Origin of the sequence: Kitasatospora sp. NPDC093806 (genome assembly GCF_040683335.1) — a bacterium.
Taxonomy (GTDB): Bacteria; Actinomycetota; Actinomycetes; order Streptomycetales; family Streptomycetaceae; genus Kitasatospora.
Genome location: NZ_JBFBDO010000003.1, coordinates 172835 through 198478, shown reverse-complemented (window position 1 = coordinate 198478; position 25644 = coordinate 172835). Strand labels below are relative to the sequence as shown.

24 protein-coding genes are annotated in these 25644 nt (G+C 72.9%); 8 read left to right on the top strand and 16 right to left on the bottom strand.

The features are described 5' to 3' along the window. Nucleotides 1-367: 367 nt before the first annotated feature. Complete coding sequence (gene tyrS / locus AB0N76_RS04470) at nucleotides 368-1630, bottom strand: tyrosine--tRNA ligase (RefSeq protein WP_363553058.1); 1263 nt, start codon at nucleotides 1628-1630, stop codon at nucleotides 368-370. 322 nt (nucleotides 1631-1952) lie between these two features. Here tyrS and AB0N76_RS04465 point away from each other — a divergent pair, with 322 nt between their 5' ends. Continuing rightward, the gene (locus AB0N76_RS04465) at nucleotides 1953-2489 is read left to right on the top strand and encodes an HNH endonuclease (protein WP_363553040.1); all 537 of its coding nucleotides are present in this window, start codon (nucleotides 1953-1955) and stop codon (nucleotides 2487-2489) included. Between the two features lie 78 nt (nucleotides 2490-2567). On the opposite strand, the gene AB0N76_RS04460 is transcribed toward AB0N76_RS04465, so the two are convergent. The 7 genes from AB0N76_RS04460 to AB0N76_RS04430 form a co-directional block, all read right to left on the bottom strand. Continuing rightward, nucleotides 2568-4475 carry a PQQ-binding-like beta-propeller repeat protein gene (locus AB0N76_RS04460; protein ID WP_363553038.1) on the bottom strand — a complete coding sequence of 636 codons (1908 nt, stop codon included), beginning with the start codon at nucleotides 4473-4475 and terminating at the stop codon, nucleotides 2568-2570. 107 nt (nucleotides 4476-4582) lie between these two features. Continuing rightward, nucleotides 4583-4876 carry a 4a-hydroxytetrahydrobiopterin dehydratase gene (locus AB0N76_RS04455; protein ID WP_363553036.1) on the bottom strand — a complete coding sequence of 98 codons (294 nt, stop codon included), beginning with the start codon at nucleotides 4874-4876 and terminating at the stop codon, nucleotides 4583-4585. A gap of 54 nt (nucleotides 4877-4930) precedes the next feature. After that, a complete protein-coding gene (locus AB0N76_RS04450) occupies nucleotides 4931-5107 on the bottom strand; it encodes a DUF1272 domain-containing protein (protein ID WP_363553034.1) in 177 nt (58 codons plus the stop codon). Nucleotides 5108-5139: 32 nt separating this feature from the next. Then, nucleotides 5140-5898: a sulfite exporter TauE/SafE family protein gene (locus AB0N76_RS04445; RefSeq protein ID WP_363553032.1), complete on the bottom strand. Its 759-nt coding sequence runs from the start codon at nucleotides 5896-5898 to the stop codon at nucleotides 5140-5142. A gap of 178 nt (nucleotides 5899-6076) precedes the next feature. Then, entirely contained in the window at nucleotides 6077-7135 is a 1059-nt protein-coding gene (locus AB0N76_RS04440) for an SPFH domain-containing protein (RefSeq protein ID WP_363553030.1), read from the bottom strand. A 10-nt stretch (nucleotides 7136-7145) separates the two neighbouring features. Next, entirely contained in the window at nucleotides 7146-7568 is a 423-nt protein-coding gene (locus AB0N76_RS04435; protein WP_363553028.1) for an NfeD family protein, read from the bottom strand. Between the two features lie 144 nt (nucleotides 7569-7712). After that, nucleotides 7713-8504 carry an ABC transporter ATP-binding protein gene (locus tag AB0N76_RS04430; protein WP_363553026.1) on the bottom strand — a complete coding sequence of 264 codons (792 nt, stop codon included), beginning with the start codon at nucleotides 8502-8504 and terminating at the stop codon, nucleotides 7713-7715. Nucleotides 8505-8652: 148 nt separating this feature from the next. On the opposite strand from AB0N76_RS04430, the gene AB0N76_RS04425 reads away from it, so the two are divergent. Further along, entirely contained in the window at nucleotides 8653-9456 is an 804-nt protein-coding gene (locus AB0N76_RS04425) for a hypothetical protein (RefSeq protein ID WP_363553024.1), read from the top strand. A 10-nt stretch (nucleotides 9457-9466) separates the two neighbouring features. Here AB0N76_RS04425 and AB0N76_RS04420 read toward each other — a convergent pair whose 3' ends face one another. The 3 genes from AB0N76_RS04420 to AB0N76_RS04410 all read right to left on the bottom strand — a co-directional run bounded on the left by AB0N76_RS04420 (nucleotide 9467) and on the right by AB0N76_RS04410 (nucleotide 14107). After that, the gene (locus AB0N76_RS04420) at nucleotides 9467-10117 is read right to left on the bottom strand and encodes a response regulator transcription factor (RefSeq protein ID WP_363553022.1); all 651 of its coding nucleotides are present in this window, start codon (nucleotides 10115-10117) and stop codon (nucleotides 9467-9469) included. Then, the gene (locus AB0N76_RS04415; RefSeq protein WP_363553056.1) at nucleotides 10110-11207 is read right to left on the bottom strand and encodes a GAF domain-containing sensor histidine kinase; all 1098 of its coding nucleotides are present in this window, start codon (nucleotides 11205-11207) and stop codon (nucleotides 10110-10112) included. Before AB0N76_RS04415 ends, AB0N76_RS04420 begins: the two co-directional genes overlap by 8 nt. Before the next feature lie 308 nt (nucleotides 11208-11515). Continuing rightward, nucleotides 11516-14107 carry an FHA domain-containing protein gene (locus AB0N76_RS04410; protein ID WP_363553020.1) on the bottom strand — a complete coding sequence of 864 codons (2592 nt, stop codon included), beginning with the start codon at nucleotides 14105-14107 and terminating at the stop codon, nucleotides 11516-11518. A 311-nt stretch (nucleotides 14108-14418) separates the two neighbouring features. Here AB0N76_RS04410 and serB point away from each other — a divergent pair, with 311 nt between their 5' ends. Further along, a complete protein-coding gene (serB, locus tag AB0N76_RS04405) occupies nucleotides 14419-15684 on the top strand; it encodes a phosphoserine phosphatase SerB (protein ID WP_363553018.1) in 1266 nt (421 codons plus the stop codon). Nucleotides 15685-15755: 71 nt separating this feature from the next. Here serB and AB0N76_RS04400 read toward each other — a convergent pair whose 3' ends face one another. The 3 genes from AB0N76_RS04400 to AB0N76_RS04390 form a co-directional block, all read right to left on the bottom strand. After that, on the bottom strand, nucleotides 15756-16283 hold the full coding sequence (locus AB0N76_RS04400) for a histidine phosphatase family protein (RefSeq protein ID WP_363553016.1): 528 nt from the start codon (nucleotides 16281-16283) through the stop codon (nucleotides 15756-15758). Between the two features lie 197 nt (nucleotides 16284-16480). After that, nucleotides 16481-16603 carry an SGM_5486 family transporter-associated protein gene (locus AB0N76_RS04395; protein WP_363553014.1) on the bottom strand — a complete coding sequence of 41 codons (123 nt, stop codon included), beginning with the start codon at nucleotides 16601-16603 and terminating at the stop codon, nucleotides 16481-16483. Between the two features lie 66 nt (nucleotides 16604-16669). Then, the gene (locus AB0N76_RS04390; protein ID WP_363553012.1) at nucleotides 16670-17962 is read right to left on the bottom strand and encodes an MFS transporter; all 1293 of its coding nucleotides are present in this window, start codon (nucleotides 17960-17962) and stop codon (nucleotides 16670-16672) included. Between the two features lie 81 nt (nucleotides 17963-18043). Here AB0N76_RS04390 and AB0N76_RS04385 point away from each other — a divergent pair, with 81 nt between their 5' ends. From AB0N76_RS04385 to AB0N76_RS04370, 4 genes are all read left to right on the top strand, one after another. Further along, nucleotides 18044-18718, top strand: a complete 675-nt coding sequence (locus tag AB0N76_RS04385; RefSeq protein WP_363553054.1) for a FadR/GntR family transcriptional regulator — start codon at nucleotides 18044-18046, stop codon at nucleotides 18716-18718. Between the two features lie 147 nt (nucleotides 18719-18865). Next, the gene (locus tag AB0N76_RS04380; protein ID WP_363553010.1) at nucleotides 18866-19243 is read left to right on the top strand and encodes a hypothetical protein; all 378 of its coding nucleotides are present in this window, start codon (nucleotides 18866-18868) and stop codon (nucleotides 19241-19243) included. A 3-nt stretch (nucleotides 19244-19246) separates the two neighbouring features. Beyond that, complete coding sequence (locus tag AB0N76_RS04375; RefSeq protein WP_363553008.1) at nucleotides 19247-21415, top strand: DUF6571 family protein; 2169 nt, start codon at nucleotides 19247-19249, stop codon at nucleotides 21413-21415. Next, complete coding sequence (locus tag AB0N76_RS04370) at nucleotides 21412-22467, top strand: hypothetical protein (RefSeq protein WP_363553006.1); 1056 nt, start codon at nucleotides 21412-21414, stop codon at nucleotides 22465-22467. The genes AB0N76_RS04375 and AB0N76_RS04370 overlap by 4 nt, the downstream gene beginning before the upstream one ends. A 64-nt stretch (nucleotides 22468-22531) precedes the next feature. Here AB0N76_RS04370 and fabI read toward each other — a convergent pair whose 3' ends face one another. After that, nucleotides 22532-23299 carry an enoyl-ACP reductase FabI gene (gene fabI / locus AB0N76_RS04365; RefSeq protein WP_363553004.1) on the bottom strand — a complete coding sequence of 256 codons (768 nt, stop codon included), beginning with the start codon at nucleotides 23297-23299 and terminating at the stop codon, nucleotides 22532-22534. A 3-nt stretch (nucleotides 23300-23302) separates the two neighbouring features. After that, nucleotides 23303-24025, bottom strand: a complete 723-nt coding sequence (fabG, locus tag AB0N76_RS04360) for a 3-oxoacyl-[acyl-carrier-protein] reductase (RefSeq protein WP_363553002.1) — start codon at nucleotides 24023-24025, stop codon at nucleotides 23303-23305. A 453-nt stretch (nucleotides 24026-24478) separates the two neighbouring features. Between fabG and AB0N76_RS04355 the strand changes: the two genes are divergently transcribed. Then, nucleotides 24479-25624, top strand: a complete 1146-nt coding sequence (locus tag AB0N76_RS04355) for an MBL fold metallo-hydrolase (RefSeq protein WP_363553000.1) — start codon at nucleotides 24479-24481, stop codon at nucleotides 25622-25624. The last annotated feature ends 20 nt before the right edge of the window (nucleotides 25625-25644 follow it).

Below are 25644 nucleotides of genomic sequence, written 5' to 3'. Positions count from 1 at the left end.
TTTTGGCACGCTGTTGAGTTCTCAAGGAACGGACGCTTCCTTCAGGCGGCTTTCACACCGGCCCTCCGGGCGCTTCGTTCTTTCGTGTTCCCAGCCTATCAGACGATTTCCGCTCCGTTTTCCGGAGTTTCATTCATCCGATTCCCTGACTGGATCGGGGTCACTTTCCGCGACTCACTCCACATTAGCGCATTCCGAGATTCACTCGAAATTCATGCGCCAGCGAGATTCGCTGAGTGGGGTGGCCGCTCCAGCGACTCGTTCAACACTAGGCCACCCGGACCATGACGTCAAACATCGGGGGTGGGATCCGGCTGGATCCCACCCCCGATCATCGAAGCCGCAGGTCAGCGGCGTCGTGTTTCAGTCACTTCGTCAGCTCGGCGGCCGCGAGGTTCCGCTTTCCGCGCCGCAGGACCAGCCAGCGGCCGTGCAGCAGGTCGGCCTCGGCCGGCACCGCCTCCTCGTCCGTCACCTTGACGTTGTTGAGGTAGGCGCCACCCTCCTTGATCGTCCGGCGGGCGGCCGAACGGCTGGGGGCCAGACCGACGGCGACCAGCAGGTCGACGATCGGCTGCAGCTCGGTGACCTCGGCCTTCGGGACCTCGGCCAGGGCGGCGGCGAGGGTCGGGGCCTCCAGGTCGGCGAGGTCGCCCTGGCCGAACAGCGCCTTGGAGGCGGCGACCGCGCGCTCGTACTGGTCGGCGCCGTGCACCAGGCCGGTCAACTCCTCGGCCAGCGCGCGCTGGGCGAGGCGGGCGGCGGGGCGCTCGACGGTCTCGCGCTCCAGCTCCTCGATCTCCTCCTTCGAGCGGAAGCTGAAGATCCGCAGGAAGTTGGAGACGTCCCGGTCGTCCGCGTTCAGCCAGAACTGGTAGAAGGCGTACGGGGTGGTCAGCTCGGGGTCGAGCCAGACCGTGCCGGACTCCGTCTTGCCGAACTTGGTGCCGTCGGCCTTCACGATCAGCGGCGTGGCCAGCGCGTGCACCGACTTGGCGTCGGCCTTGCGGATCAGGTCCGTACCGGCCGTGAGGTTGCCCCACTGGTCGCTGCCGCCGGTCTGCAGGGTGCAGCCGTAGCGGCGGTTCAGCTCCAGATAGTCCATGCCCTGGAGGATCTGGTAGCTGAACTCGGTGTAGCTGATGCCCGCGTCGGAGTTGAGCCGTCGTGCGACGGCCTCCTTGGCGATCATGTTGTTGACCCGGAAGTACTTGCCCACGTCGCGCAGCAGGCTGATCGCGGACATCCCGGAGGTCCAGTCCAGGTTGTTGACCATGCGCGCCGCGTACGGGCCCTCGAAGTCGAGGAAGCGCGAGATCTGGCCGCGCAGGCGCTCGACCCAGCCGGCCACCGTCTCGGGGTCGTTGAGGACCCGCTCGGCGGTGGGCTTCGGGTCGCCGATCAGACCGGTGGCACCGCCGACCAGGCCGAGCGGGAGGTTCCCCGCCTGCTGGATGCGGCGCATGGTGAGGATCTGGACCAGGTTGCCGAGGTGCAGGCTGGGGGCCGTCGGGTCGAAGCCGCAATAGAACGTGACCGGGCCGTCCGCGAACGCCTTGCGCAGTGCGTCCTCGTCGGTGGACAGGGCGATCAGCCCACGCCACCGCAGCTCGTCGACGATGTCCGTCACGGTCACGCTTCTCCTTCGGTCGGGCGTCCGCCCGGTGCGGGCCCGGTTCCGGTCGGGCCCCGGTGCGGGACGACTCCAGCGTTGTAGAGCCTACGCGGTCGGGGCCAGCGAGTTTTCCCCGGCTGGCATGGACGCGCCCCGCGAGCCGCGGACAGCGGTGGCCGGCGCCGCCCCCGGCATGTCCATTGCCCTCCATGACACCGGAAATTCCGTTGTTCGACGGCCTCGGGCCCCTTCACAGTGGTCCCACCGCCGCGCGGCGGCAGTGACGTGTGTGGAGACGGTCGTGCCGCCGTGGCACGCCCGCGGAAGGGTGGCCGAGGTGCGCAGCACGCTGGTTCTGAACGCAAGCTACGAACCGCTGACGACGGTGTCGCTCCAGCGTGCGGTGGTCCTGGTGCTCCAGGAGAAGGCCGTGGTGGAGCACGCGCACCCGCTGCGAACCGTGCGCGGGACGGGGGTGACGGTACCGGTGCCGCGGGTGATCAGACTCCGGCGGTACGTCCGGGTGCCCTTCCGACAACAGGCTCCGTGGTCGCGCCGCGGGGTGCTCGTCCGGGACCAGCACCTGTGCGCCTACTGCGGGCGGCGGGCCACCACGGTGGACCACCTCCAGCCGAGGTCGCGCGGTGGCGCGGACAGCTGGCTGAACACGGTGGCCGCCTGCGCGGAGGACAACCAGCGCAAGGCCGACCGGACGCCGGAGCAGGCGGGGATGGTGCTGCTGCGCAAGCCGTTCGTGCCGACGCCGCAGGCCACGCTGATGATGGCGCTGGGGCTGCGCGGCTCGGACGTCCGGGAGCTGGCCGACTGGCTGCCGGCCCAGGTGGTCACGGCGGCTGCTCCGTCCGCGGCCTGAACCGGTCGCGAGGCGGGGCCGGTCGCCAGGCGGGGCCGGTCGCCAGGCGGGGCCGGATCCCGGCTGCCGGGCCGGGGCTCAGGCCTTGGCCTGGTAGCCGGTGGCGGTGCCGAAGTTGGTCGAGTGCTCGGGGACGGCGACGACCCGGCCGCCGCCGATCAGGATCCGGCCGGAGACCAGCAGCGAGCCGGTGCCGGCCGGGAAGTTGCCGCCGACCGTCTCGTGGCCGTTGCCCAGGGCGAAGCGGCTGAGGTGGGCCGGCTGGTCGAGGCGCTCGTCGACGGCGAGCACCAGCGCGCCGCCGTCCAGGCCGACCGCCCGGGCGACGCCCTTCTCGGCGGCGGCGGCCTTCCAGCGCTGCTTCCCGGTGCCGAGGTCGTAGCCGACCACCGACACCGGGCCGCCGGCGCCGTTCGCCGGGGCGAGCGTGGTGACCATCGTGCGGTCCTGGAAGAAGACTCCGGGCGTCGCCGAGAAGAGGCCGTGGGCGACGTCCAGCCGGCCCTCGGAGCCGGTGACGACCGGGATCTCGGTGGCCGGGTCGCCGTCCTGGCCCCAGGAGAACACCCGGTCGTCCTCCGGCTTCTCGCCGGTGGTGAGGACGACGGGGGGCTCGACGGACAGCACCGTGGCGGTCTTCGGCCGGTTGTTCAGGCCGCGCGACCAGGTGACCTTGCCGTCGGCGGTGTTCAGCGCGACGGCCTGGTCGACGGGGGTGGAGTCGGCGCAGGAGCTGGTGACCAGGACGGTCTTGCCGGCCGCGCCGCCGGAGAGGGTGCAGAACTTGCCCTGCCCGGTGTACTGCCAGACGTCCTTGCCGTCGGCGGCCTCCCAGGCGACGGCGTGGCTGTCGCCGACCGCGATCACCTTGTCCTCGGTGACGCCGACGCGGGCGGTGTAGGCGCCCTTGGCCTCGGTGAGCGGCTTGCTCCAGGCGGCCTTGCCGGCCTTGGTGTCGACGGCGGTCACCAGGGAGCAGGGGCTCTTCGGGTCGGCCTGGGGGCGGAACAGCACGGCGCCCAGGCCGGTCGCGTTCACGTTCGGGGAGAGTCCGCACGGCACCGCGCCGGCGGCGGGCGGCTCGATCGACCAGGCCGGCTTGCCGGCCGTCAGGTCGTAGGCGTGCACGCCGGTGGCGTCGGCCCGGACCACCGCGTCGTCGAGCAGCCAGCTGCCGACGAGGGTGTCGTCGCCGCCGGGCTGGACGGCGGTGGAAGCCTGGGCCGCCCATATCCGGTTGTGGGCGACGGTGAAGCCGGGTTCGCCGCCGGCCGCGTTCTCGGCGGAGGCGCTGCCGCCACCCTCCGCGCCGACCATCAGGCCGGCCGCGACCAGGACGCCGAGGGCCGCGACGCCGGCTCCGGTCCGGACGGCCAGCGCGCGCCTGCTCGGACCGTGCTCGGCGGCGACGACGGCGTCCGCGGCGGCCCGTGCCTTCGCCGCGAAGCCGGTGCGGCCGGTGCGGCCGGACCGCGCACGCGGGGCCGCCGCCGGCTCCGGTACGGGTGCCGGTTCAGCGATCGGCTCCGGCTCCGGCTCCGGTTCGGGCTCCAGGTGCACATAGCCGTCGGCGGTGTACTCGGCGCCGACCGGCGCGTACAGCTCCTCCCCCGCCGACTGCTGCGGGACGACGTACGGCGCGTACTGCTGCTCGTACCCGCCGGGCGCGCCGTACTCCCCGTACCCGTACGGCCCGGGCTGGTGCTGGGGCGGGAACTGCTGCTGGACCTGGCCGTACGGGTCGTACTGCCCGGGCTGCGCGTACTGCCCGTGTTGGTCGTACTGGTCGTACTGCCCGTACCCCGGGTACTGCCCCGTCTGGTACCCGCCGGGCCCGTACACGGTCTCGCCCTGGACGGCCCCGCCGTACCCCGGCTCCCCCGCCCACGCCTGCTGCTCCGGGTGCCCGGCGGCGGCCCAGTCCTGCGGCGCCTGCTGCGGGTACCACTCCTGCCGGCGGCCGTCACCGAGGGCGTCCTGAGTCATCCGTCCCGTCCCTCCCGACCGCCTGCACTGCGGCAGCCAGCATCTCACGGCCCACGGGCGCACCGGAGCGCCCGGTTCCGCTGCCGCCCGGGCGGGCGGGCCGGGGGCTACTCGGCGCGGAGGGCGGCGTCGATCCGGGCGGCGAGGGTGAGGTCGAGGGCGGTGAGGCCGCCCGCGCTGTGGGTGGAGAGGACGAAGCGGAGGGTGCGCCAGCGGATGTCGATGTCGGGGTGGTGGTCGAGCGCCTCGGCGGCCTCGGCCACGGCGACCACGACGCGGATCGCGGCCGGGAAGTCAGAGGCCTCGGCGGTGCGGACGATGCTGTCGCCCTCCCGGGACCAGTCCGGCAGGCCGGCCAGTCCGGCGGTGATCTCGTCCTCGGTCAGCCGTGCTCGGCTCATCGGTCCCGCTCCCGTCCGCTCGACGTCTTCGTCGCTGATGCGTGCTGGTGTGTGTCAGCCCTTCCGGCGAGGACGGGTGACCAGTTCGCCGCCGCAGTTGGGGCAGCCGCCGGCCATCTCCTCGGTGCACGCCGGGCAGAAGGTGCACTCGTAGGAACATATAGAGGCCGGGGCGTCGGGGGTGAGCGACACCTCGCAGCGCTCGCAGTTGACGCGCATTTCCAGGGCCATCGGGGTTCCTCCCGTGAAGGTGACCGGATCGGTCAGGTGGCGAGCAGTTTGACGACGGCCGCCAAGCCGACGACGACGATGACCGCGCGCAGTGCCTGCGGCGGGAGCTTGCGGCCGACCTTGGCGCCCAGCAGCCCGCCGAGCAGCGAGCCGACCGCGATCAGGCCGGCGGCGGTCCAGTTCACCGTCGAGGTGAAGAGGAAGAACAGGGCCGCGACGCCGTTGACGATCAGCGCGAGCGCGTTCTTCACGCCGTTGATCCGCTGCATGTCCTCCTGGAGCAGCATGCCCATCAGGGCCAGCAGCAGCACGCCCTGGGCGGCGCCGAAGTAGCCGCCGTAGATGCCGGTCAGGAAGATGCCGAGGAGCAGCAGCGGGCCGCCGTGCGGGTCGCCGTCGGGGCGGCGGCGGGCGGCGACGGCCTTGGCGACCCTGGGCTGGATGACGACCAGGACGAGGGCGACCAGGATCAGTACCGGGACGATCGCGTCGAAGGCGCTGCTGGGCAGTTCGATCAGCAGGTAGGCGCCGAGGACGCCGCCGAGCAGCGAGGCGGTGCCGAAGCGGGCGAGCCGGGGGCCCTGGCCGGCCAGTTCGCGGCGGTAGCCGATCACGCCGCTGAGCGAGCCGGGGACCAGGCCGAAGGAGTTGGAGACGTTGGCGGTGACCGGCGGGAGTCCGACGGCGAGGAGCACCGGGAAGGTGATGAGGGTTCCGGAGCCGACGATCACATTGATCATTCCGGCGCCGACACCTGCCACCAGGACGGCGATCGCCTCCCAGAGCGTCATGAGCCACCTCCCGTAGGGGTCCTGTCGCGGTGATCATGCCGGACGGACCGGCACGGGTTCCAGTGGCGCCCGCGATTCGGGACGTTCGCCACACCGGGGCGGAAGACGCCCGAGGGCCCGCCCCCGTGCGGTACGGGAGGCGGGCCCTCGATCCGGTGGACCGGACGATCGGAGGAGATCACTCCGGGTCGTTCTTGCGGTACTCCCGGAGCGGGTCGATCCGGGGCCGCGCGGACCCCTTGGTGTCGGTGTCCAGCGGGCGCGGACCGGCCGCCGGGTCGAGCGGGACCTGGGTGGCGGCCGGCGGGGCGGCCGGGGCGGCGGCGCTGGGGGCGGCCATCGCGCTGCCGTTGGCGCCGCCGTTGCCGGTCAGGCCGGTGAAGGCGCCGCCGAGGCCCTTGAGCGCGTCGCCGACCTCGCTCGGGATGATCCACAGCTTGTTGGAGTCGCCCTTGGCCAGCTCGGGCAGGGTCTGCAGGTACTGGTAGGCGAGCAGCTTCTGGTCGGCGTCGCCCTCGTGGATCGCCTCGAAGACGGTCCGGATGGCGGCCGCCTCACCGTCGGCGCGCAGCACGGCGGCCTGGGCCTCACCCTCGGCCTTGAGCACCTCGGCCTGCTTCTCGCCCTCGGCGCGCAGGATCTGCGACTGCCGGTTGCCCTCGGCGGTGAGGATCGCGGCGCGCTTGTCCCGCTCGGCGCGCATCTGCTTCTCCATCGAGTCCTGGATGGAGGTCGGCGGCTCGATCGCCTTGAGCTCGACGCGGTTGACCCGGATGCCCCACTTGCCGGTGGCCTCGTCGAGGACGCCGCGCAGGCCCGCGTTGATGACCTCGCGGGAGGTGAGGGTGGATTCGAGGTCCATCGAGCCGATGATGTTGCGCAGCGTGGTGACGGTGAGCTGCTCGATCGCCTGGATGTAGCTGGCGACCTCGTAGGTGGCCGCCCGCGGGTCGGTCACCTGGTAGTAGATCACCGTGTCGATGTTGACGACCAGGTTGTCCTGGGTGATCACCGGCTGCGGCGGGAACGGCACGACCTGCTCGCGCAGGTCGATCCGGTTGCGGACCCGGTCGATGAACGGGACGACGATGTTCAGCCCTGCGTTGAGCGTCCGGGTGTAGCGGCCGAAGCGCTCCACGATCGCGGCGCTGGCCTGCGGGATGACCTGAATCGTCTTGATCAGCGCGATGAAGGCCACCACGACCAGGACGACCAGGACGATAAGGACGGGTTCCACGGACTCTCCCCTAGACGACCAGGGCGGTCGCGCCCTGGATTTCGACGACGTCGACCTGCTCCCCCGGCTGGTACACCTGCTCGGGGTGGAGTGCGCGGGCCGACCAGATCTCGCCGTTGAGCTTGATCCGTCCGCCCTCCCCGTCGACCCTTTCCGCGACGACCGCGGTGGCGCCTTGCAGCGCCTCGATGCCCATCTTGATCTGCGGGCCCTTCCGCAGCGCCCGGTAGGCGATGGGGCGGACCACGACCAGCTGCGCGACCGAGGCCGCGACGAAGGTCAGGACCTGCCAGACCGGGTCGGCGCCCAGGCCCGCCACTCCGGCCGCGACGAGCGCGCCGACGGCGAACATGGCGAGCTCCGGCATCGCGGTGATCACCAGCGGTATACCGAGGCCGACGGCGACCAGGAGCCACCAGATCCAGCTGTCCACGTGTCCATCCTAGGGAGCGAAGGGCCTTCGAGGCGGTCAGTTCCCGCAGGTGGAGGGGCGGAAACCGGTCGCACGTGCGACCGGTTCCAGTTCAGCCGAGTTCAGTGTCCCCCCGGCCGGGCCGCCGCGGCCCGGCCCGCCGGCTCAGCCGAGCGGCAGGCCCTGGGCGGACCAGCGGTCGCCGTGGCGCTCCAGGGTCAGCGGGAGGCCGAAGCACTTGGAGAGGTTGCGGGCCGTCAGCTCGGTGTCGATCGGGCCGGCGGTGAGCACCTTGCCCTGGCGGATCATCAGCACGTGGGTGAAGCCGGGGGCGATCTCCTCGACGTGGTGGGTGACCATGGCCATGGCCGGCGCGAACTCGTCCTGGGCCAGCGCGCCGAGCCGGCGGATGAGGTCCTCGCGACCGCCGAGGTCGAGACCGGCGGCGGGCTCGTCGAGCAGCAGCAGCTCGGGGTCGGTCATCAGGGCGCGGGCGATCAGGGTGCGCTTGCGCTCGCCCTCGGAGAGGGTGCCGAAGCGGCGGTCGGTGAGGCCGGACATGCCGAGGCGGTCGAGCAGGGCGAGCGCGCGGGACTCGTCGGGCTGCTCGTAGGTCTCCTGCCAGCTGACCGTCATGCCGTACGCGGCGGTGAGGACGGTCTGCAGCACGGTCTGCTCGGCGGGCAGCTTGTCGAACATGGCGGCGCCGGCCAGGCCGATCCGCGAGCGCAGCTCGAAGACGTCGACCTCGCCGAGCTTCTCGCCGAGGACGGTGACCTTGCCGGTGGTCGGGAAGAGGTACGTGGAGGCGATCTGCAGCAGGGTGGTCTTGCCGGCGCCGTTCGGGCCGAGGATGACCCAGCGCTCGCCCTCGGAGATGGACCACGAGACCTGGTCGACCAGCGCGCGCCCCTCCCGGACCACGGATACGTCCACCAGCTCCAGCACGTCGCTCATGCCTACGCCTTCCCCAATACAGATATACGGCCGTCGGTGCGGGGCGGGCAGCCTACTCCGGCGGCCGGTGGGCACGGAGTGGGTGCGCCGCACGCGCATGGGCAAACCTACGCCACGCGGGTGGCCGCCGATTCCGTAGGCTGGCCGGATGCTCGCCACACCTGCCGACAATCCGTACGAAGAGCCCCGTTCGGGGCGGCTGGCTGCCTGGGGAACCGCCCTGCTGGCCGGTCTGGTACCGCCCGACGACGCCGCCGCGGCGGTGCTGGGCGCCGACGAGAGCCACCGGGTGACCGGTCTGCCCGGGGACGGCCCGGACGACCGGCACGGGCTCACCTGGGCGCTGGGCCGGCTGCGGGTGCTGGGGGTGCAGGGCCTGCGGCTGGCGCTGCCCTCGGCCGGGCACCCGCTGGGCCTGACCGGTCCGGCGCCGTTCAACCAGCGCGCGATGGCCGCCGGCGAGGCGGTGCTCACGGTCGGGGTGCCGCTGGGGCTGGTGCCCGAGGTGGAGGTGTTCGGCCCGCCCGGGGACCGTTCGGCGACCGTGCTGTGGCGCTGCTCGGCGGTGAACGACGGGCCGCCGGCCGACGTGCCGTCGCTGCACGAGGCGGAGTTCGAGCTGGCGGACGGGCTGCGCCGGGCGACCGTGCTGCTGACCCGGCTGGACGTGGCCGGGGCCGGGCCGGAGGCGCTGCGGGCGCTGGAGGCGTTCCGCCGGCGCGGGCACGCCGAGCTGCTCGCGCCGGGCTACCCGCCGCGCGCCGTCCGGGTGCTGGAGTCGGCGCGGCAGGTGGCGGCGCTGCTGTCGATCGCCTCGGGCGGGCACGGCGCCGCGGTCAGCGCGTCCGAGATCGCGGCCCGGCAGGACGCGCTGGCGCCGCTGTGGCGCACGGCCCGCCGGGCGCAGGTGGCGGCGTACAACGCGCTGGTGGACGAGAACGGGAAGGACTGACCGGGAGCCGCTAGCGGGTCTCGCCGTTGCGGACGGCCCAGAGCGCGGCCTGGGTGCGGTCGGCGAGGTCCAGCTTCATCAGGATGTTGGAGACGTGGGTCTTCACGGTCTTCTCGGACAGGTGCAGGCTGCGGGCGATCTCCCGGTTGGAGCGGCCGTCGGAGATGTGCCCGAGCACCTCGCGCTCGCGCTCGGTGAGGGTGCCGCCGCGGCCCTGCGGGGGGCGCGGGCCGTCGTCGGCGAGCAGCGCCTCGGCGAGCTCGGGCTGGAGCAGCACGTGGCCGGCGTGGACCGAGCGGATCGCGCCGGCCAGCGCCTCCGGGTCGACGTCCTTGTAGACGTACCCAGCGGCGCCGGCCCGCAGCGCGGGGACCATGGTGCGGTGCTCGGTGAAGCTGGTGACGATCAGGATCCGGGCCCGGCTGCCCTCCTCCTTGAGCGCGCGGAGCGCCTCGATGCCGTCCATGCCGGGCATCTTGAGGTCCATCAGGACGACGTCGGGGTCGAGCGCGCGGGCCTGGGCGACGCCCTCGGCGCCGTCGGCGGCCTCGCCGACCACCTCGATGTCGTCCTGCACCTCCAGGAAGGTGCGCAGGCCGCGGCGGACCACCTGGTGGTCGTCGACCAGCAGGACGCGGATCGCGGGCGCGGTGTCAGGCACCGGGGACCTCCATCTCGACGACCGTGCCCTTTCCGGGGGCGGAGTCCAGGCTGAGCCGGCCGCCGACGGCGGCGGCGCGGTCGCGCATCGAGGCCAGGCCGAGGTGGCGGCCGGCCCGGCGGACCGACTCGGGGTCGAAGCCCCGGCCGTTGTCGCTGACCCGCAGGACGGCGCCGCGCCCGGCGGTGCCGGCCAGGGTGACGGTGACCCGGCGGGCGCCGGAGTGGCGCAGCGCGTTGTGCAGGGCCTCCTGGGCGACCCGGAGCAGCGCCGCCTCCTGGGCCTGCGGCAGGGCGCGCACGCCGTCCGCGGCGAAGGCGACGTCGGCGGTGTGGGCGCGGTCGAGGACCTGGACCTGGGAGGCGAGGGTGGCGCTCAGGCCGTCCTCCTCCAGCGCGGCGGGGCGCAGTTCGACGACGACGGCGCGCAGTTCGTCGGCGGCCTCGGCGGCGAGCCGGGCGACCTCGGCGAGTTCGGCGCGGGCCCGGGCCGGGTCGCGTTCGACCAGGGTGGCGGCGGCCTTGGCGGTGAGGCGCAGCGAGAAGAGCTTCTGCGAGACGGCGTCGTGCAGGTCGTGGGCGATCCGGGCGCGTTCGCCGGCCAGGGTGAGTTCGCGGCTGCGCTCGTAGAGGCGGGCGTTGGAGAGGGCGAGGGCGGCGTGCGCGGCGAGTATCCGCAGCAGTTCCTCGTCGTGGTCGGTGAAGCCGCCGCCGTCGTGCTTGTTGGCGAGGTAGATGACGCCGAGGACCTCGGGTTCGTCCTCGGCGTGGTCGGTGTCGACGATCGGCATGCCGAGGAACGCGCACAGGTCGGGGTGGGCGTCGGGCCAGCCCTCGAAGGAGGGGGCGCGGCGGACGTCGTCGAGCCGGATCGGGGCGGTCTCGTGCAGCATCGCAGCGAGCACGCCGTGCTGGCGGGGCAGCGGGCCGATGGCCTTCCACTGCTCGTCGGTGACGCCGTCGACGACGAACTGGGCGAAGCCGCCGTGGTCGTCGGGGACGCCGAGGGCGGCGTACTCGGCGCCGAGCAGGCGGCGGGCGGAGGCGGTGATCCGGCGCAGGACCTCGCGGACCTCCAGGTGGCGGCTCATTCCGAGCAGGGCCTGGCTGACGGCCTCGATGCCGGCGAGGCAGGGTTCGCAGGCGGGCAGGGTGCCGTCCGGCGGCGGGCCGACCGGGATCCGGTCGACGGGCAGCAGGCCGGCGTGCCGGTGGTCGCTGGGCACGGTGGGCATACCGCCAACCTACCGCCGTCCGCGCGCCGTCCGCCTCGGTCCCCGGCCGGGCGGGACGCAGGCCGCAGGACCTAGGACGGACGACCCGGAGGGCCCGGGAACGCCGCAGGGGCGGCCCCCGTGGTCGGGTGGGCCGCCCCTGCGGACGTGGTGACGGGCGGGCCTCAGCCCTTCTGCATGACCTCGGGCTCGTGGCGCCGCTGGAGGCGGGTGACCACGATGCCGATGACCACCGACATCGCGATCAGGATCCCGGCGTCCAGCCAGAACTGACCGGCGTTGTTACCCCAGATCGCGTCGTACTCGGGGTTCTGGAAGTCCTTGTTCCAGGGGCCGAGCAGGTGCGAGAGGTTGAGCGTGGTGGCGACCATGCCGGTGCCCCAGCGGGCCGGCATCAGCCAGGCGAACTGCTCCAGGCCGGGCTTGGAGAAGACCTGGAAGAGGCAGCCGGTGAAGACCACCTGGATGATCGCGAACATGACCAGCAGCGGCATGGTCTTCTCGGCGGTCTTGACCAGCGCGGAGATCGCCAGGCCGAACATCATCGAGGCGAAGCTCAGCAGGATCAGGCCGAAGCTCATCTCCAGGATCGGCAGGTCCTTGACGATCAGGCCGTGCTCGGGCAGCTTGCGCGGCAGGAAGCCGACGGCGGAGATGACCGCGCCCTGGACCACGCTGAAGAAGCCCAGCACGATGATCTTGGACATCATGTACGCCGAGCGGGAGAGCCCGGTGGCTCGTTCTCGCTCGTAGATCGCCCGTTCCTTGATCAACTCGCGGACCGAGTTGGCCGCCCCGGAGAAGCAGGCGCCGATCGCCAGGATCAGCATGATCGTCGCGGCGCCGCTGTTGAGGCCGAGCTGCGACTTGGGGTTCGGCGCCAGGCCCGGTTCGTTCGGGATCAGCACGCTGACCGCGCCGAGCACCGCCGGCAGCACGATCGACAGCGCCAGGAAGCCCCGGTCGGAGGCGAGCACCGACATGTAGCGGCGCATCAGCGTCCACAGCTGCGAGCCCCAGCTCTGCGGCTTCGGCGGACGGACCGCCTCCTGCACGATCTGCGCGGACTGCACCGCGCCAGACTCCACGTCGGCCGAGTACTGCTGGTAGTGCACCGAGCCCCGGTAACGGCCGGCCCAGTCGTGGTCCGGGTAGTTCTCGAAGGCCTGGAAGACGTCCGCCCAGGTCTCGTAGCCGAAGAAGTGCAGCGCCTCGTCCGGCGGGCCGAAGTAGGCCACCGAACCGCCCGGCGCCATCACCAGCAGCCGGTCGCAGAGCGCGAGTTCGGCCACCGAGTGGGTGACGACCAGGATGGTGCGGCCGTCGTCGGCGAGGCCGCGCAGCATCTGCATGACCTCGCGGTCCATGCCCGGGTCCAGGCCCGAGGTGGGCTCGTCCAGGAAGATCAGCGAGGGCTTGGTGAGCAGCTCCAGCGCGACCGAGACGCGCTTCTGCTGGCCGCCGGAGAGCGCGGTGATCCGGTTGTCGGCGCGCTTGTCCAGGCGCAGCTCGTACAGCACCTCGTCGATCCGGGCCTCGCGCTCGCGGGCCTCGGTGTCGCCGGGGAAGCGCAGCCGGGCCGCGTACTTGAGGCCGGTGCGGACCGTCAGTTCCTTGTGCAGGATCTCCGACTGCGGCACCAGGCCGATCCGCGAGCGGAGCTCGGCGAACTGCTTGTACAGGTTGCGGCCGTCGTAGAGGACGTCGCCGCGGTCGGCCGGGCGGTAGCCGGTGAGGGCGCGCAGCAGGGTCGACTTGCCGGAGCCGGACGGGCCGATGACCGCGACCAGGGACTTCTCCGGGACGCCGAAGCTGACGTCGTTGAGCAGGACCTTCTTGCCGCCCTTGAAGTCGACCTCGACGGTCAGGTGGCGGGCGGAGAAGGAGACCGCGCCGGTGTCGACGAACTCCTGCAGCTGGTCGCCGACCAGGACGAAGCTGGAGTGGCCGACGGTCAGCCGGTCCTGCTCGCCGATCAGCTGACGCTCGACCCGCAGACCGTTCAGGAAGATGCCGTTGTGGCTGCCGAGGTCGACGATCTCGTAGCGGCCGTCCGGCAGCTGGCGCAGCTCGGCGTGGTGCCGGGAGACCTGGAGGTCGGAGACGACGATGTCGTTGTCGAGCGCGCGGCCGATCCGGATGGTGTTCATGCCGGCGGTCAGGTTGCGGATGACCGTGGGCTGCGGGCCGCCGTCGTGCGCCGCGGGCGACTGCTGCGGGAAGCCCTGCTGCTGCGGGAACGGGTGCGGCTGCTGGAACTGCTGGGGCTGCTGGAACTGCTGCGGCTGGGGCTGCGCGGCGTGCGGCTGCGGCTGCTGCCACTGCTGCTGGGCCGGCGGCTGGGCGGCCGGGGCCTGCCACTGCTGCTGGTGCGCCGGCGGCTGGGCGGCGTGCGGCTGCGGGGTGGCGCTGCGGCTGGTGGCGGCCTCGTGCCAGGCGGGCGCCTGCTGGGCGGCCTGGGCGGCGGGCGCGGAGAAGGCGAGCCGGGGCCCGTTCTCGGCGTTGCCGAGGTTGACCACGGCACCCGGGTACAGCTGCGCCTGCAGGGTGCGGGCGCCGCCGGTGTAGGTGCCGTTGGTGCTCCCGTGGTCGTCCAGCTGCCAACCCGCCCCGTTGAAGGAGATGGTGGCGTGCTGCCAGGAGACCCGCGCGTCGTCGAACTGGAAGTCCGACTGCGGGTTGCGACCGATGGTGTAGGACCGCCCGGGTTCCAGGATCCGCTGCTGTCCGTTGATCTCGATGACGAGTTGCGGCACTGCTCCGCCTGCCCCGCTCTCTCGGTTCCCCCGATGGTGCGCCCCGACCGATGGGGGCGAAATGATCGTGAATCTGACGGGGGAATCATTCCAGCCCGCCGGGCGTGGGTGAAAGTCGCCCCCGGGGACTGTGACCAGGCGGCAACGATTCGCGGACCACCCGTGTACGGCCGGTCCGCCGGTCGCCCACACTCCCCCCACGGTCCGTCCACGACCGTCCCGGGCTCGTCCCCCGGCTCGTCCCCCCGGCTCGTCCACGGGCCGGACGGGTGCCGTGGCCGGGCGGCCCGCCGGGTAGCGTGGGAGGCACCATGAACGCATCGCCCTTGGCCGCCGAGCCGTTCCCCGCCCCGCAGCCCCGGACCGAGGACGAGCGCACCCTGCTCGTCAAGGTGTTCGGCAAGGACCGCCCCGGCATCACCGCCGGCCTCTTCGCCACCCTGGCCGGGTTCGGCGTCGACGTCATCGACATCGAGCAGGTGGTGACCCGTGGCCGGATAACGCTGTGCGCCCTGGTCACCCCGCCGGACGCGCCCGGCGCCGAGGGCGCGCTGCGGGCCGTGGTGCACCGCTGGGCCGAGGAGCAGAAGCTCCAGGCCGAGATCATCTCCGGCATCGGCGACAACCGGCCGCGCCGCGAGGGCCGCTCGCACGTCACCGTGCTCGGCCACCCGCTCACCGCCTCCGCCGTCGCCGCGCTCACCTCCCGGATCACCGGGGCGGGCGGCAACATCGACCGCGTCTTCCGGCTCGCCAAGTACCCGGTGACCGCCGTCGAGCTGGCCGTCTCGGGCGTGGCCACCGACCGGCTGCGGGCCGAGCTCGCGCAGGAGGCGGCCACCCAGCGGGTGGACGTCGCGGTGGTGGCGGCCGGGCTGGAGCGGCGGGCCAAGCGGCTGGTGGTCATGGACGTCGACTCCACGCTGATCCAGGACGAGGTGATCGAGCTGTTCGCCGCCCACGCGGGCTGCGAGCAGGAGGTCGCCGAGGTGACCGCGGCGGCGATGCGCGGCGAGCTGGACTTCGCCGAGTCGCTGCGCGCCCGGGTGGCGCTGCTGGCCGGCCTGGACGCCGCGGTGACCGACAAGGTGCGCACCGAGGTCCGGTTCACCCCGGGCGCGCGCACCCTGATCCGGACGCTGCAGCGGCTGGGCTTCCAGGTCGCGGTGGTCTCCGGCGGGTTCACCCAGGTCACCGACCACCTGGTGGAGCAGCTCGGGCTGGACTACGCGGCCGCCAACACCCTGGAAGTGGTGGACGGGAAGTTCACCGGCCGGGTGGTCGGCGAGATCGTCGACCGGGCGGGCAAGGCGCGCTGGCTGGCCCGGTTCGCCGAGCAGGCCAAGGTGCCGCTGGAGCAGACGGTGGCGATCGGCGACGGCGCCAACGACCTCGACATGCTGAACGCGGCCGGGCTGGGCGTGGCGTTCAACGCCAAGCCGGTGGTGCGGGAGGCCGCGGACACCGCGGTCAACGTGCCGTTCCTGGACACCGTGCTGTACCTGCTGGGCATCACCCGCGAGGAGGTCGAGGCCGCCGACGTGGTGGACGCGCTGGACGGCCCGACGGCCGACTAGCACCCCGGGGTGGTACGCCGAGGGGCGCGTGGACGATGTCCGCGCGCCCCTCGTTCACGTCAGCCCGCCGGTCACTCCTGCGGCGTGTGGTAGGTGACCAGCGCGGCCACGCCCGGCTCGACGCCCTTCCACGAACCGGAGAAGCTCAGCACCGCGATCGCGGCGGTCGGGAACCCGCCGAGCCGCAGCCGCTCCAGCGCGTCCCGGTCGCCCTCGTCGCCGGCCAGCACCTGGGTCAGCCCCAGCACCCCCGGGTTGTGGCCGACCAGGACGAGGTCCGCGTACTCCTCCGGGGTCTCCTGGAGGACAGTGATGATCTCGCCCGGGCTCGCCTCGTAGACCCGCTCCTCGTACACCGTCTTGCGCGAGCGCTTCGGCAGCTCGTGCGCGGCGATCTTCCACGTCTCCCGGGTGCGCAGGGCGTCGGAGCAGAGCACGTAGTCGGGGTTGATGCCGGAGTCGGTGAGCCAGCGTCCGGCTTCCTGGGCCTGGTGGCGGCCCCGGTCGGCCAGCGGCCGCTCGTGGTCGTCGACGCCGTCCGGCCAGTCGGCCTTGGCATGGCGGAGAACGATGATCCTGCGGGGCGTGTCGGCGCTCATACCCAGCAAGCTTGGCAGAAAAGCCGGCCGGGAGCGCGATGCCACCGGTTGCCGCCACCCGGTGGGGCGGGGAGTGTCATCATGCGCGGTTCACCCGGATGTGGCCGCGCGGACGGCCCCGGTTTCCGGGGGCGCGTCGCCGCCGGCTGCCGGGGTCCGGGGTCGGGGTCGATCGGCCGCCGGGGTCCGGGGGTCGGTCAGCCCAAGTTCCGGGCGACGATCGCGACGATCGCCAGCAGCACGACGATGCCGCCGATGATCGCGGCCAGCTGGCCGAGCTTCTTGTGGCCGTCGGTGGGGTTCGGTTCGAGAACGGGCATGCCCGGATTCTCCCACCCCGAACACGCCCGTCCGTCACCGACCCTCGGGCTCCGGCCCTCAGCCCCTCAGGCTCCGGCGGACCCGCCGGCCGGCACCGCCTCGTCCTCGATGTGCCGGGCCCGCGCGGCCCGCAGGCCGAACAGCATCTGCGGCACCAGCAGCAGCGCCAGGAAACCGAGCGGCAGGTACCACTCGCCGGTCGCCTGGTAGATCCGGCCGATCAGGATCGGGCCCGGGATCGAGATCAGGTAGCCGACGCCCTGGGCGAAGGCCGAGAGCTGGGCCACCCCGCCGGCCGTCCGGGCGCGCAGCCCGATCATCGTCAGCACCAGCGGGAACGCGCAGTTCGACAGGCCCACCAGGACCGCCCACAGCCACGGCACGGTGGCCGGGGCCAGCGCCAGTCCGGTGTACCCGGCGATCCCGCAGGCCGCCAGGACCACCACGAACAGCCGCTGGTCGCCGCGCCGGGCCGCCAGGTTCGGCAGCACGAAGGAGACCGGCACGCCGATCACCATGGTCAGCGCCAGCAGGACGCCCGAGCTGCTCTCGGAGACGCCCGCGTCCTGGAAGATCTTCGGCAGCCAGCCCATCACCACGTACGCGCCGGTGGCCTGGAAGCCGAAGAAGCAGGCCAGCGCCCAGGCGGTGCGGCTGCGGGTGATCGGCAGCTTCCCGGCCGCGGCCGCCCCGGCCGCCGGTCCGGCCTCCCGCCGCCGGGTGACCAGCACCGGCAGCCAGAGCAGCAGGGCCACCGCGCCGAGCGCGGCCCACACGCCGAGGCCGACCCGCCAGTCCCCGCCGAGCGCGCTGGTCAGCGGCACGGTGACGGCGGCGGCCAGCGCGGTGCCGGCCGACAGCGACATCGAGTACAGGCCGATCATCGGACCGACCCGGTCCGGGAAGTACCGCTTGATCACCACCGGGATCAGCACGTTGGAGACCGCGACCCCGGCCAGCGCGACCGCGGTGAGCAGCAGGAAGACGGCCGTGCCGCCGGCGAAGGAGCGCGCCAGCACGCCCGCGGTGATCGCGCCCATGCCCGCGGTGACCACCGCGACCGGGCCGAGCCGGCGGGCCAGGCCGGGCGCGGCGAAGCCGAACAGCGCGAAGCAGAGCGAGGGGACGGCGGTGAGCAGGCCGGCCACCGTCGGGCTCATCCCGAGGTCGGCGCGGACCTGGTCGAGCAGCGGCCCGAGGCTGGTGACCACCGGGCGGAGGTTGAACGCGGCGGCGGCGATCGCGACGGCGAACAGCCAGCCGAGGTAGCGGTGGCGGGACGGGGCGGGCCGCTCGGCCGGCGGCCTGGCGGGGGCTACCGGGGCGGTGTCTGTACTGGACGGCAGGGCGGACGACATGGAGGCATCATAGAATGATGGGATGAATTAGCGCATCCTCGAATTGGCATGATGGCCGAACCCGACCACAAGGAGTTCCCCGTGGCGCTGTCCTCGCCGAGGCGCACCCCGCTGTCCGACCAGGTGATCGCCCAGCTGCGCGCCCAGATCACCTCCGGCGAGTGGCCGGTCGGTTCGCGCATCCCCACCGAGGCCGCCCTGGTCGAGCAGCTGGGCGTGGCCCGCAACACCGTGCGCGAGGCCGTCCGCGCCCTCGCCCACAACGGCCTGCTCGACATCCGCCAGGGCTCCGGCACCTACGTCCTGGCCACCAGCGAGCTCGCCGGCGTGATGCACCGCCGCTTCGCCGACGCCGACCAGGCCCAGGTCGCCGAACTGCGGGTCACCCTGGAGACCTCCGCCGCCGGCCTCGCCGCCGGCCGCCGCACCGACCGCGACCTCGCCCTCCTGGACGCCGCGCTGGCCCGCCGCGAGGACGCCTGGCGCTCCGGCGACGCCGAGGACTTCATCCAGGCCGACGCCGCCTTCCACCAGGCCGTCGTCGCCGCCGCCCACAACGACGTCCTGGCCGCCGTCTACGCCGACCTCGGCGAGGTCACCCGCGCCCACCTGCGCCACGACGTCGGCCCCGAGCTCACCGCCGACCGCTACATCGGCCACGACGAGATCCTCGACGCCATCCGCGCCCGCGACCCCCAGCGCGCCTCGCACGAGGCCGCCCGCGCCATCGGCGCCTGCACCGACCCCGAGGCCTGACCCCCGGCCGACCCCGGCCGACCCCCGGGGCCGACCCCGAAAGCGGCGCAAAGGCCTGTGGGGGGCCGGATTTGGCGTGCTAACGTCCCGTGAAAATTCACGGGACGGCCGGGTGACGGCCGGGTGTGGACTCAACGGGGAGAACTGATGGCGGATCCGGACCTGAAGCTGGCCCAGGGACCCGGCGGCACGGGGCCCTTCGGACCGGTGGGGCCGGTGGGCCCCGTCGGGCCGACCAAGGTGTCGACGGGGGCGCTCGACAAGGCCGCCACCGCGCTGGACGGCATCGCCAACGACAGCACCGCCGCCGGGAAGGTCGCCGACGAGTCGATCGAGGCCGCGGCGGCGAAGCTGAGCGGCTGGGACACCGCGGCCGCGCTGCGCGGGGCGCTCAAGGAGTGGCACGAGCAGGTGTCGCAGCTCAACGGCCGGCTCAACGCCGAGGCCGGGATGATGCGGCAGACCCACACCAACTACCTGAACGTCGAGCACGGCATCGCCTCGTCGTTCACCGGGGGTGCGTGAACCATGAGCACGCTCGGCTACGAGGACGTCATGAAGGCGGACCCGTCCGCCATGGCCAAGGCCGCCGCCGACTTCACCGCGATGGCCGGCAAGTACCAGCAGGTCCAGCACCGGCTGGAGAACGAGGTGCTGTCGGTCACCGGCGGCCAGGGCCTGTGGCTGGGCTCCACCGCGCTCGCCGCCAACCAGCACGTCAGCCTCACCCGCCAGCAGAGCATCGACGCGCAGACCGAGGCCAAGGCCATCGCCTCGATCATCACCGACGCCAAGGGCGACTTCGAGTCGGCGCAGAAGAAGCTGAAGCAGGCCGTCGCCGATGCCCAGGCCGACGGCATGAAGATCACCGGCACCGGCAACGTCCTGTTCGACCTCGGCGCCCTCTCCCCCGACGAGCGCGCCTACTACCACCACGACCCGGACTACCAGCAGTCCCGGCACGAGGCGGCCGGCCAGTGGGCGCAGAAGATCAAGATCTACCTGGAGGAGGCGACCGCCGCCGATCAGCGCGCCGCCCTCCAGCTGCGCCGCGCCGCCAAGGTCGGCGACCCGTCGGACCAGTTCAACGGCCAGGCGGTCGGCGGCGGCGACGCGGCGGACGGCAGGCGGGCCGCCGAGCTGGCGGCGCGCCTCAAGGACGGCAAGAGCCTCAGCCCGGAGGAGCTCGCCGAGCTCAACAACCTGATGAAGGCCAACTCCGGCAGCCCGGAGTACGGCCAGACCCTGCTCACCGCGCTCGGCCCCGAAGGCACCCTGCTGCTCGCCGACGAGCTGGAACTGCGGCTCAACGAGCGCGGCGGCAAGCTCAAGGGCGAGTACGGCGAGCTGCAGACCAACCTCGCCAACACCATCGCCGGCGCCACCCGCGACCCGAACACCAAGTTCTACCAGGACTTCCGCAAGGGCCTGCAGGACGCCGGCGTCAAGAACGTCAACGCCCGCCACTTCGGCGGCAAGACCGCGCCGATCTACGGCTACCAGACCCTGGCCACCCTGCTCCAGCACGGCAACGCCGGGTACGGCAAGGAGTTCCTGAACGACCTCGGCACCGACATCGTCGCCGCCGAGCGCAAGGACAAGAACCGCTGGTCCTCGCACCAGTTCGACGGCCCGCGGCCGGACCTCGTGTACGACCCCGTCGACGGCGTGCTCAAGCTGATGGGCCAGAACCCGGACGCCGCCACGATGTTCCTGGACCCGAAGTCGCCCGGCGCCGAGGACCGCCTCAAGTACCTGCTGCGCGACCGGGAGTGGCCCACCACGTACACCAACACCCTGTTCGCGGCGCCGGTGAACGACAAGGGCACCCACCAGGCCGGCCTCGCCGCCGCCCTGGAGGCCGCCGCCACCGGCGACGTCCCCGGCGAGGGCACCCACAACGGCGGACCGCACACCCCCGCCCAGGCCCGCGTCATGCAGGGCGCGATCGACGCCCTGGACGGCGGCGGCAAGGGCAGCGAGATCCACGACGACCTGAAGATGCCGCTGGCCAACGCGCTGTCGGACTACGTCGACGACACCCACGGCATCCTCAGCGACCACGTCCGCAGCGGTGGCGGCGGCGTCCGCGAGGAGAACGGCGCCGGCCACCTCAACGGCGGCGCCGACAGCCTCACCCGCGTCCTGCGCGGCGTCTCCGACGAACCCGAGGCCTACGCGCTGCTCTACAGCGCCGAACGGGCCAAGACCGCCGAGCTCATCGGCGCCCTGCCGGCCGACCCGCACGCCGACCGCAGCGTCGTCGACCTCCCCGCCCAGCGCATCGGCACCGCGCTCGGCGCCTACGACGCCATCCGGACCGACGTCATCCTCGACAACAAGGACGACCGGATGGAGTGGGCCGACAAGACCAGCTCCTACGCCTCCGCCATCAGCGGCCCGGTGACCGGCTTCATCCCGGAGGTCGGCGACGTCGCGGGCTCCCTGGTCGACCTGGGCATCGACAAGTGGGCGGACGACGTCAAGAAGGACGCCCAGGACGCGGGCAACAAGGAGGCCTCCGACGCGCACTTCGCCGCCCTGAACCAGAGCAAGGAGATGGCCCGGGGCTGGGGCCAGGCCAACGGCGACACCACCGGCCAGCGCACCGACCTCGTGTACTCCAACATCGCGCTCGGCCACACCAGCGGCCACGCGAACGCCATGAGCGCGCTCGGCCGGAACGGCCAGCAGTGACGCTCCCCCGGCGGGCCCTGCTGCTCGGCGCCGCCCTCGTGCTCGTGCTCGGGGGCGGCGGCCTCGCCGCCTGGCGGTACACCGACCTGTTCCTCCCGGACCGGCTCTGCGACGGCGCCGTCGCTGCCGAGGATGCCAAACGGGTCCTCGGCAGCGGCAAGATCGTGGTCGCCGACAGCGACGTGTCGAGCGACCGCAAGGACCCGGACGCGTACTGCGCGATCAGTCTCAAGCGTGGCGGTAAGTACGTCGCCGAGATCCACCTGCGCACCAAGATGGCCGCGCTCTTCGAGCCGTCGCTGCGCGCCGATCCCGCGATGTCGCAACCGGATCGTGGGCCGGTCGGCGCGTTCGGCAACGCCCGTGGCTGGCTGTTGATGGCGCCGGGCTGTCGACTGGACCCCAAGGACACGAACAACTATCCGAAGCGGGACGCCGACGCGGTCGCCGTGGACGTGACCCGTGCCAAGGAGCCCGACCCCTACCTCTTCGCCCGCGCCGACACGGCCGCGTCACCCGAGGCACGGCAGGGTCTGGCCCGGCTGGCCGCTGACTTCGCGGCCGGGGTCGCCCGCCGTTCCGGCTGCGGATCGGCAGAGGTCCCCGACGTCCATCTGACCACCGGCGAACAGCTCGGGCAGTCGGTCGACGACGGGCAGATATGCGGGGTTCCGGGGGCGACTGCCATCCGCAAAGTCCAGCCCGGCGCCCGTCAGGACATCAGCAGCCCCTCGGCACCGGTCCAGAGCTGCTGGATCCACACGGACGACCGGACGCGGCCGCTCTACGAGTTCACCGCCACCCTCGGCACCCGCTACCCGGACTTCGCCCTCCACGTCGCCGACAAACCGTTGGACCCGCTGCCGGCGGGCTGGCGGGGCACCGGTAACGGCAGCACCATGGTCGCCCCCTGCGGAAGCGGCAGCCTCACGCTGCACGCTTTCGGGTTCGAGATCACCGGCGCGACCCAGCCCATCGAGACCACCGCCTTCCGCTCCTGGGCCAACGCGATGGCCGCCAAGTTCGGCTGCGAGCCGGTCGCGCCCAAGTAGGCCGGAACGCCGCTGCCCGGCAGCCTCCGCGGAGGGTGCCGGGCAGCGGTGCGGGCGAGGGGGCTCAGGCGCCGATGGCGTGCAGGCCGCCGTCCACGTGGACGATCTCGCCGGTGGTCTTCGGGAACCAGTCCGACAGCAGGGCGACGACGCCGCGGCCGGCCGGCTCCGGGTCGCTCAGGTCCCACTTCAGCGGGGAGCGGGCGTCCCAGGTGGCGGCCAGGTCGCCGAAGCCCGGGATGGACTTGGCGGCCATCGAGCCGATCGGGCCCGCCGAGACCAGGTTGCAGCGGATGTTCCGCTCGCCCAGGTAGCGCGCCAGGTAGCGGTTGGTCGACTCCAGGGCGGCCTTGGCCGGGCCCATCCAGTCGTACTGCGGCCAGGCGTACTGCGCGTCGAAGGTGAGGCCGACGACGGCGCCGCCGTCCCGCATCAGCGGCAGCAGGGCCATGGTCAGCGACTTCAGCGAGAACGCCGAGACCTGCATCGCGGTGGCCACGGACTCCCAGGGGGTGTCCAGGAAGTTGCCGCCGAGCGCGTCCTGCGGGGCGAAGCCGATGGAGTGGACGATGCCGTCCAGGCTCGGCAGGTGCTCGCGGACCTGGTCGGCGATGCCGGCCAGCTGCTCCTCGCTGGAGACGTCCAGCTCCAGCACCTTGACCGGGTGCGGCAGCTTCTTGGCGATGCGCTCGGTCAGGCTCGGCCGGGGGAAGGCGGTGAGGATGATCTCCGCGCCCTGCTCCTGGGCCAGCTTGGCGGTGTGGAAGGCGATGGAGGACTCCATCAGCACACCGGTGACCAGGATGCGCTTGCCCTCAAGGATTCCGCTCATGTCTCAGTGACCCATGCCCAATCCGCCGTCCACGGGAATGACGGCTCCGGTGATGTACGCGGCCTCGTCCGAACCGAGGAACCGCACGGTGGAAGCGACCTCGGCGGGCGCCGCGTAGCGGCCCAGGGGCACGCCGGCGACGATCTCCGCGCGGCGCTCGTCGCTGAGCACCGCGGTCATGTCGGTGTCCACGAAGCCGGGGGCGACCACGTTGACGGTGATGTTGCGCGGCCCGAGCTCGCGGGCGAGCGAACGGGCGAAGCCGACCAGGCCGGCCTTGGACGCGGCGTAGTTGGCCTGGCCCGGCGAACCGGAGAGGCCGACGACCGAGGAGATCAGCACGATCCGGCCCTTGCGGGCGCGCATCATCAGCTTGGAGGCGCGCTTCACGACGCGGAAGGTGCCGGTGAGGTTGGTGTCCAGGACGGACGTGAAGTCCTCCTCCGACATCCGCAGCAGCAGGGTGTCGTGGGTGATCCCGGCGTTGGCGACCAGCACCTCGACCGCTCCGCCGTGCGCCTTCTCGATCTCGGTGAGCGCGGCGTCGACCTGGGCGCTGTCGGTGATGTCGCAGCGCACCGCGAGCACGTCGTACTTGGCCAGCTGCTCGGGGACCTCTCCCGACCGGCTGGTGATGGCGACCTTGTCGCCCGCCTCGGCGAAGGCCAGCGCGATCGCGAGGCCGATGCCCCGGTTACCTCCGGTGACGAGAACCGAGCGACTCACCGATCCACCTCTCTCCTGGTGTGCGCACGCCGTGAGGCCCGCGTTCCACTCCGTGATGTCCGCGTACGTCGCAACGATGTACGCGGTGTGACGCTATCGGTCGCCCCGGCGCGGCGACGAATCGGTCTCCCACAGCGCCGCACCGAAGGAACTGTCGGTACCCGACAATCGAGGTCCGGGGCGTTTTCACGCGGTTCCGCCGCCGGTCCGGGCCGGGTCGCGGCGTCCGCGGGAGCGGCGGGCAGCCCCCTCCGGCCACCGTCCGACCACGGCCGGACCACCGCCCGACCGCCACGGAACCACCACGGATCGGTCACCGGACCCGGGAACCCGGCGGCGGGGCGCGCCCGTTGTGCCCCCGTGGTGCGGCACGGAGCCGGGGCCGCCGCACCGGGGCCCGGACGGGCCCGCAGGCCGGACACGGCCCCGGCGACGAGCGGAGGCAGAGCGCGGATGAGCGAGGCACAGGCCGGGACCACCCACCGGCGCGGACGACTGCTGGCCCTGGCCGCGCTGGCGGCCGGCGCGGGAGCGGTCGCCTGGTCGCTGCGCGACCTGCCGGCGGCGTTCGGCCGGCGGCCGGACGGCGAGCGCGAGGAGCGGCTGCGCAACTCCCCGCAGTACCGCGACGGGGTCTTCCACAACGCGCCCTCCGAGCTGGCCCGGCCCACCGCCCCGTCCGGCATCGACGTGGCGACGGTGCAACGGGTGCTGTTCCAGCGCGCGGGCCGGACGCCGGTCCGCCCGGTGCCGACGGTCCGCCCGGCCGAGGGCCCCGGCCCGGCCGCCGAGGGCGTGGCCGTCACCTGGTACGGGCACGCCTCGGCGCTGGTCGAGGTGGAGGGCTCGCGGGTGCTGCTCGACCCGGTCTGGAGCGAGCGCTGCTCACCCGCCGCGCAGGTCGGCCCGCGCCGGCTGCACCCGGTGCCGGTGGAGCTGGAGGAGCTGCCGCAGGTGGACGCGGTGCTGATCTCACACGACCACTACGACCACCTGGACCTGGCGACGGTGCGCCGGCTGGTCCGCAGCCAGTCCGCGCCGTTCGCGGTGCCCCTGGGCATCGGCTCCCACCTGCGCCGCTGGGGCGTCCCGGAGCACCGGATCATCGAGCTGGACTGGGACGAGACCTGCCGGCTCGGCGACCTCACGCTCACCCTGACCGCCGCCCACCACTTCTCCGGCCGCGGCCTGACCCGCAACACCACGCTCTGGGGCTCCTGGGTGGTCGCCGGGCCGAACCGCAAGGTCTTCTACACCGGCGACTCCGGCTACTTCGAGGGCTACGCCCGGATCGGCGCCGAGCACGGCCCGTTCGACGCCGCGCTGGTCCAGATCGGCGCGTACGACCCGGCCTGGGCCGACATCCACATGACCCCGGAGGACGCCGTCCTCGCCCACCGCGAGCTGAACGCCGGCCTGCTGCTTCCGGTGCACTGGTGCACCTTCAACCTGGGCCTGCACCCGTGGGCCGAACCGGTCGAGCGGCTGCTGGTGGAGGCCAAGGAGCAGGGCGTGCGGCTGGCGGTGCCGCGTCCCGGCGAGCGGGTGGACGTCGACAGCCCGCCGGAGCTGGACGGCTGGTGGGAGGGCCTGGCCTAGCCCTGGCGTGACCGCTCGGT

Bases quoted from the DNA above. Each gene is read 5' to 3' on its own strand.
- AB0N76_RS04460 (WP_363553038.1), bottom strand. From the start codon at position 4,475: ATGACTCAGGACGCCCTCGGTGACGGCCGCCGGCAGGAGTGGTACCCG.
- AB0N76_RS04455 (WP_363553036.1), bottom strand. From the start codon at position 4,876: ATGAGCCGAGCACGGCTGACCGAGGACGAGATCACCGCCGGACTGGCC.
- AB0N76_RS04450 (WP_363553034.1), bottom strand. From the start codon at position 5,107: ATGGCCCTGGAAATGCGCGTCAACTGCGAGCGCTGCGAGGTGTCGCTC.
- AB0N76_RS04445 (WP_363553032.1), bottom strand. From the start codon at position 5,898: ATGACGCTCTGGGAGGCGATCGCCGTCCTGGTGGCAGGTGTCGGCGCC.
- AB0N76_RS04430 (WP_363553026.1), bottom strand. From the start codon at position 8,504: ATGAGCGACGTGCTGGAGCTGGTGGACGTATCCGTGGTCCGGGAGGGG.
- AB0N76_RS04425 (WP_363553024.1), top strand. From the start codon at position 8,653: ATGCTCGCCACACCTGCCGACAATCCGTACGAAGAGCCCCGTTCGGGG.
- AB0N76_RS04415 (WP_363553056.1), bottom strand. From the start codon at position 11,207: ATGAGCCGCCACCTGGAGGTCCGCGAGGTCCTGCGCCGGATCACCGCC.
- serB (WP_363553018.1), top strand. From the start codon at position 14,419: ATGAACGCATCGCCCTTGGCCGCCGAGCCGTTCCCCGCCCCGCAGCCC.
- AB0N76_RS04400 (WP_363553016.1), bottom strand. From the start codon at position 16,283: ATGAGCGCCGACACGCCCCGCAGGATCATCGTTCTCCGCCATGCCAAG.
- AB0N76_RS04395 (WP_363553014.1), bottom strand. From the start codon at position 16,603: ATGCCCGTTCTCGAACCGAACCCCACCGACGGCCACAAGAAGCTCGGC.
- AB0N76_RS04390 (WP_363553012.1), bottom strand. From the start codon at position 17,962: ATGTCGTCCGCCCTGCCGTCCAGTACAGACACCGCCCCGGTAGCCCCC.
- AB0N76_RS04380 (WP_363553010.1), top strand. From the start codon at position 18,866: ATGGCGGATCCGGACCTGAAGCTGGCCCAGGGACCCGGCGGCACGGGG.
- AB0N76_RS04375 (WP_363553008.1), top strand. From the start codon at position 19,247: ATGAGCACGCTCGGCTACGAGGACGTCATGAAGGCGGACCCGTCCGCC.
- fabI (WP_363553004.1), bottom strand. From the start codon at position 23,299: ATGAGCGGAATCCTTGAGGGCAAGCGCATCCTGGTCACCGGTGTGCTG.
- AB0N76_RS04355 (WP_363553000.1), top strand. From the start codon at position 24,479: ATGAGCGAGGCACAGGCCGGGACCACCCACCGGCGCGGACGACTGCTG.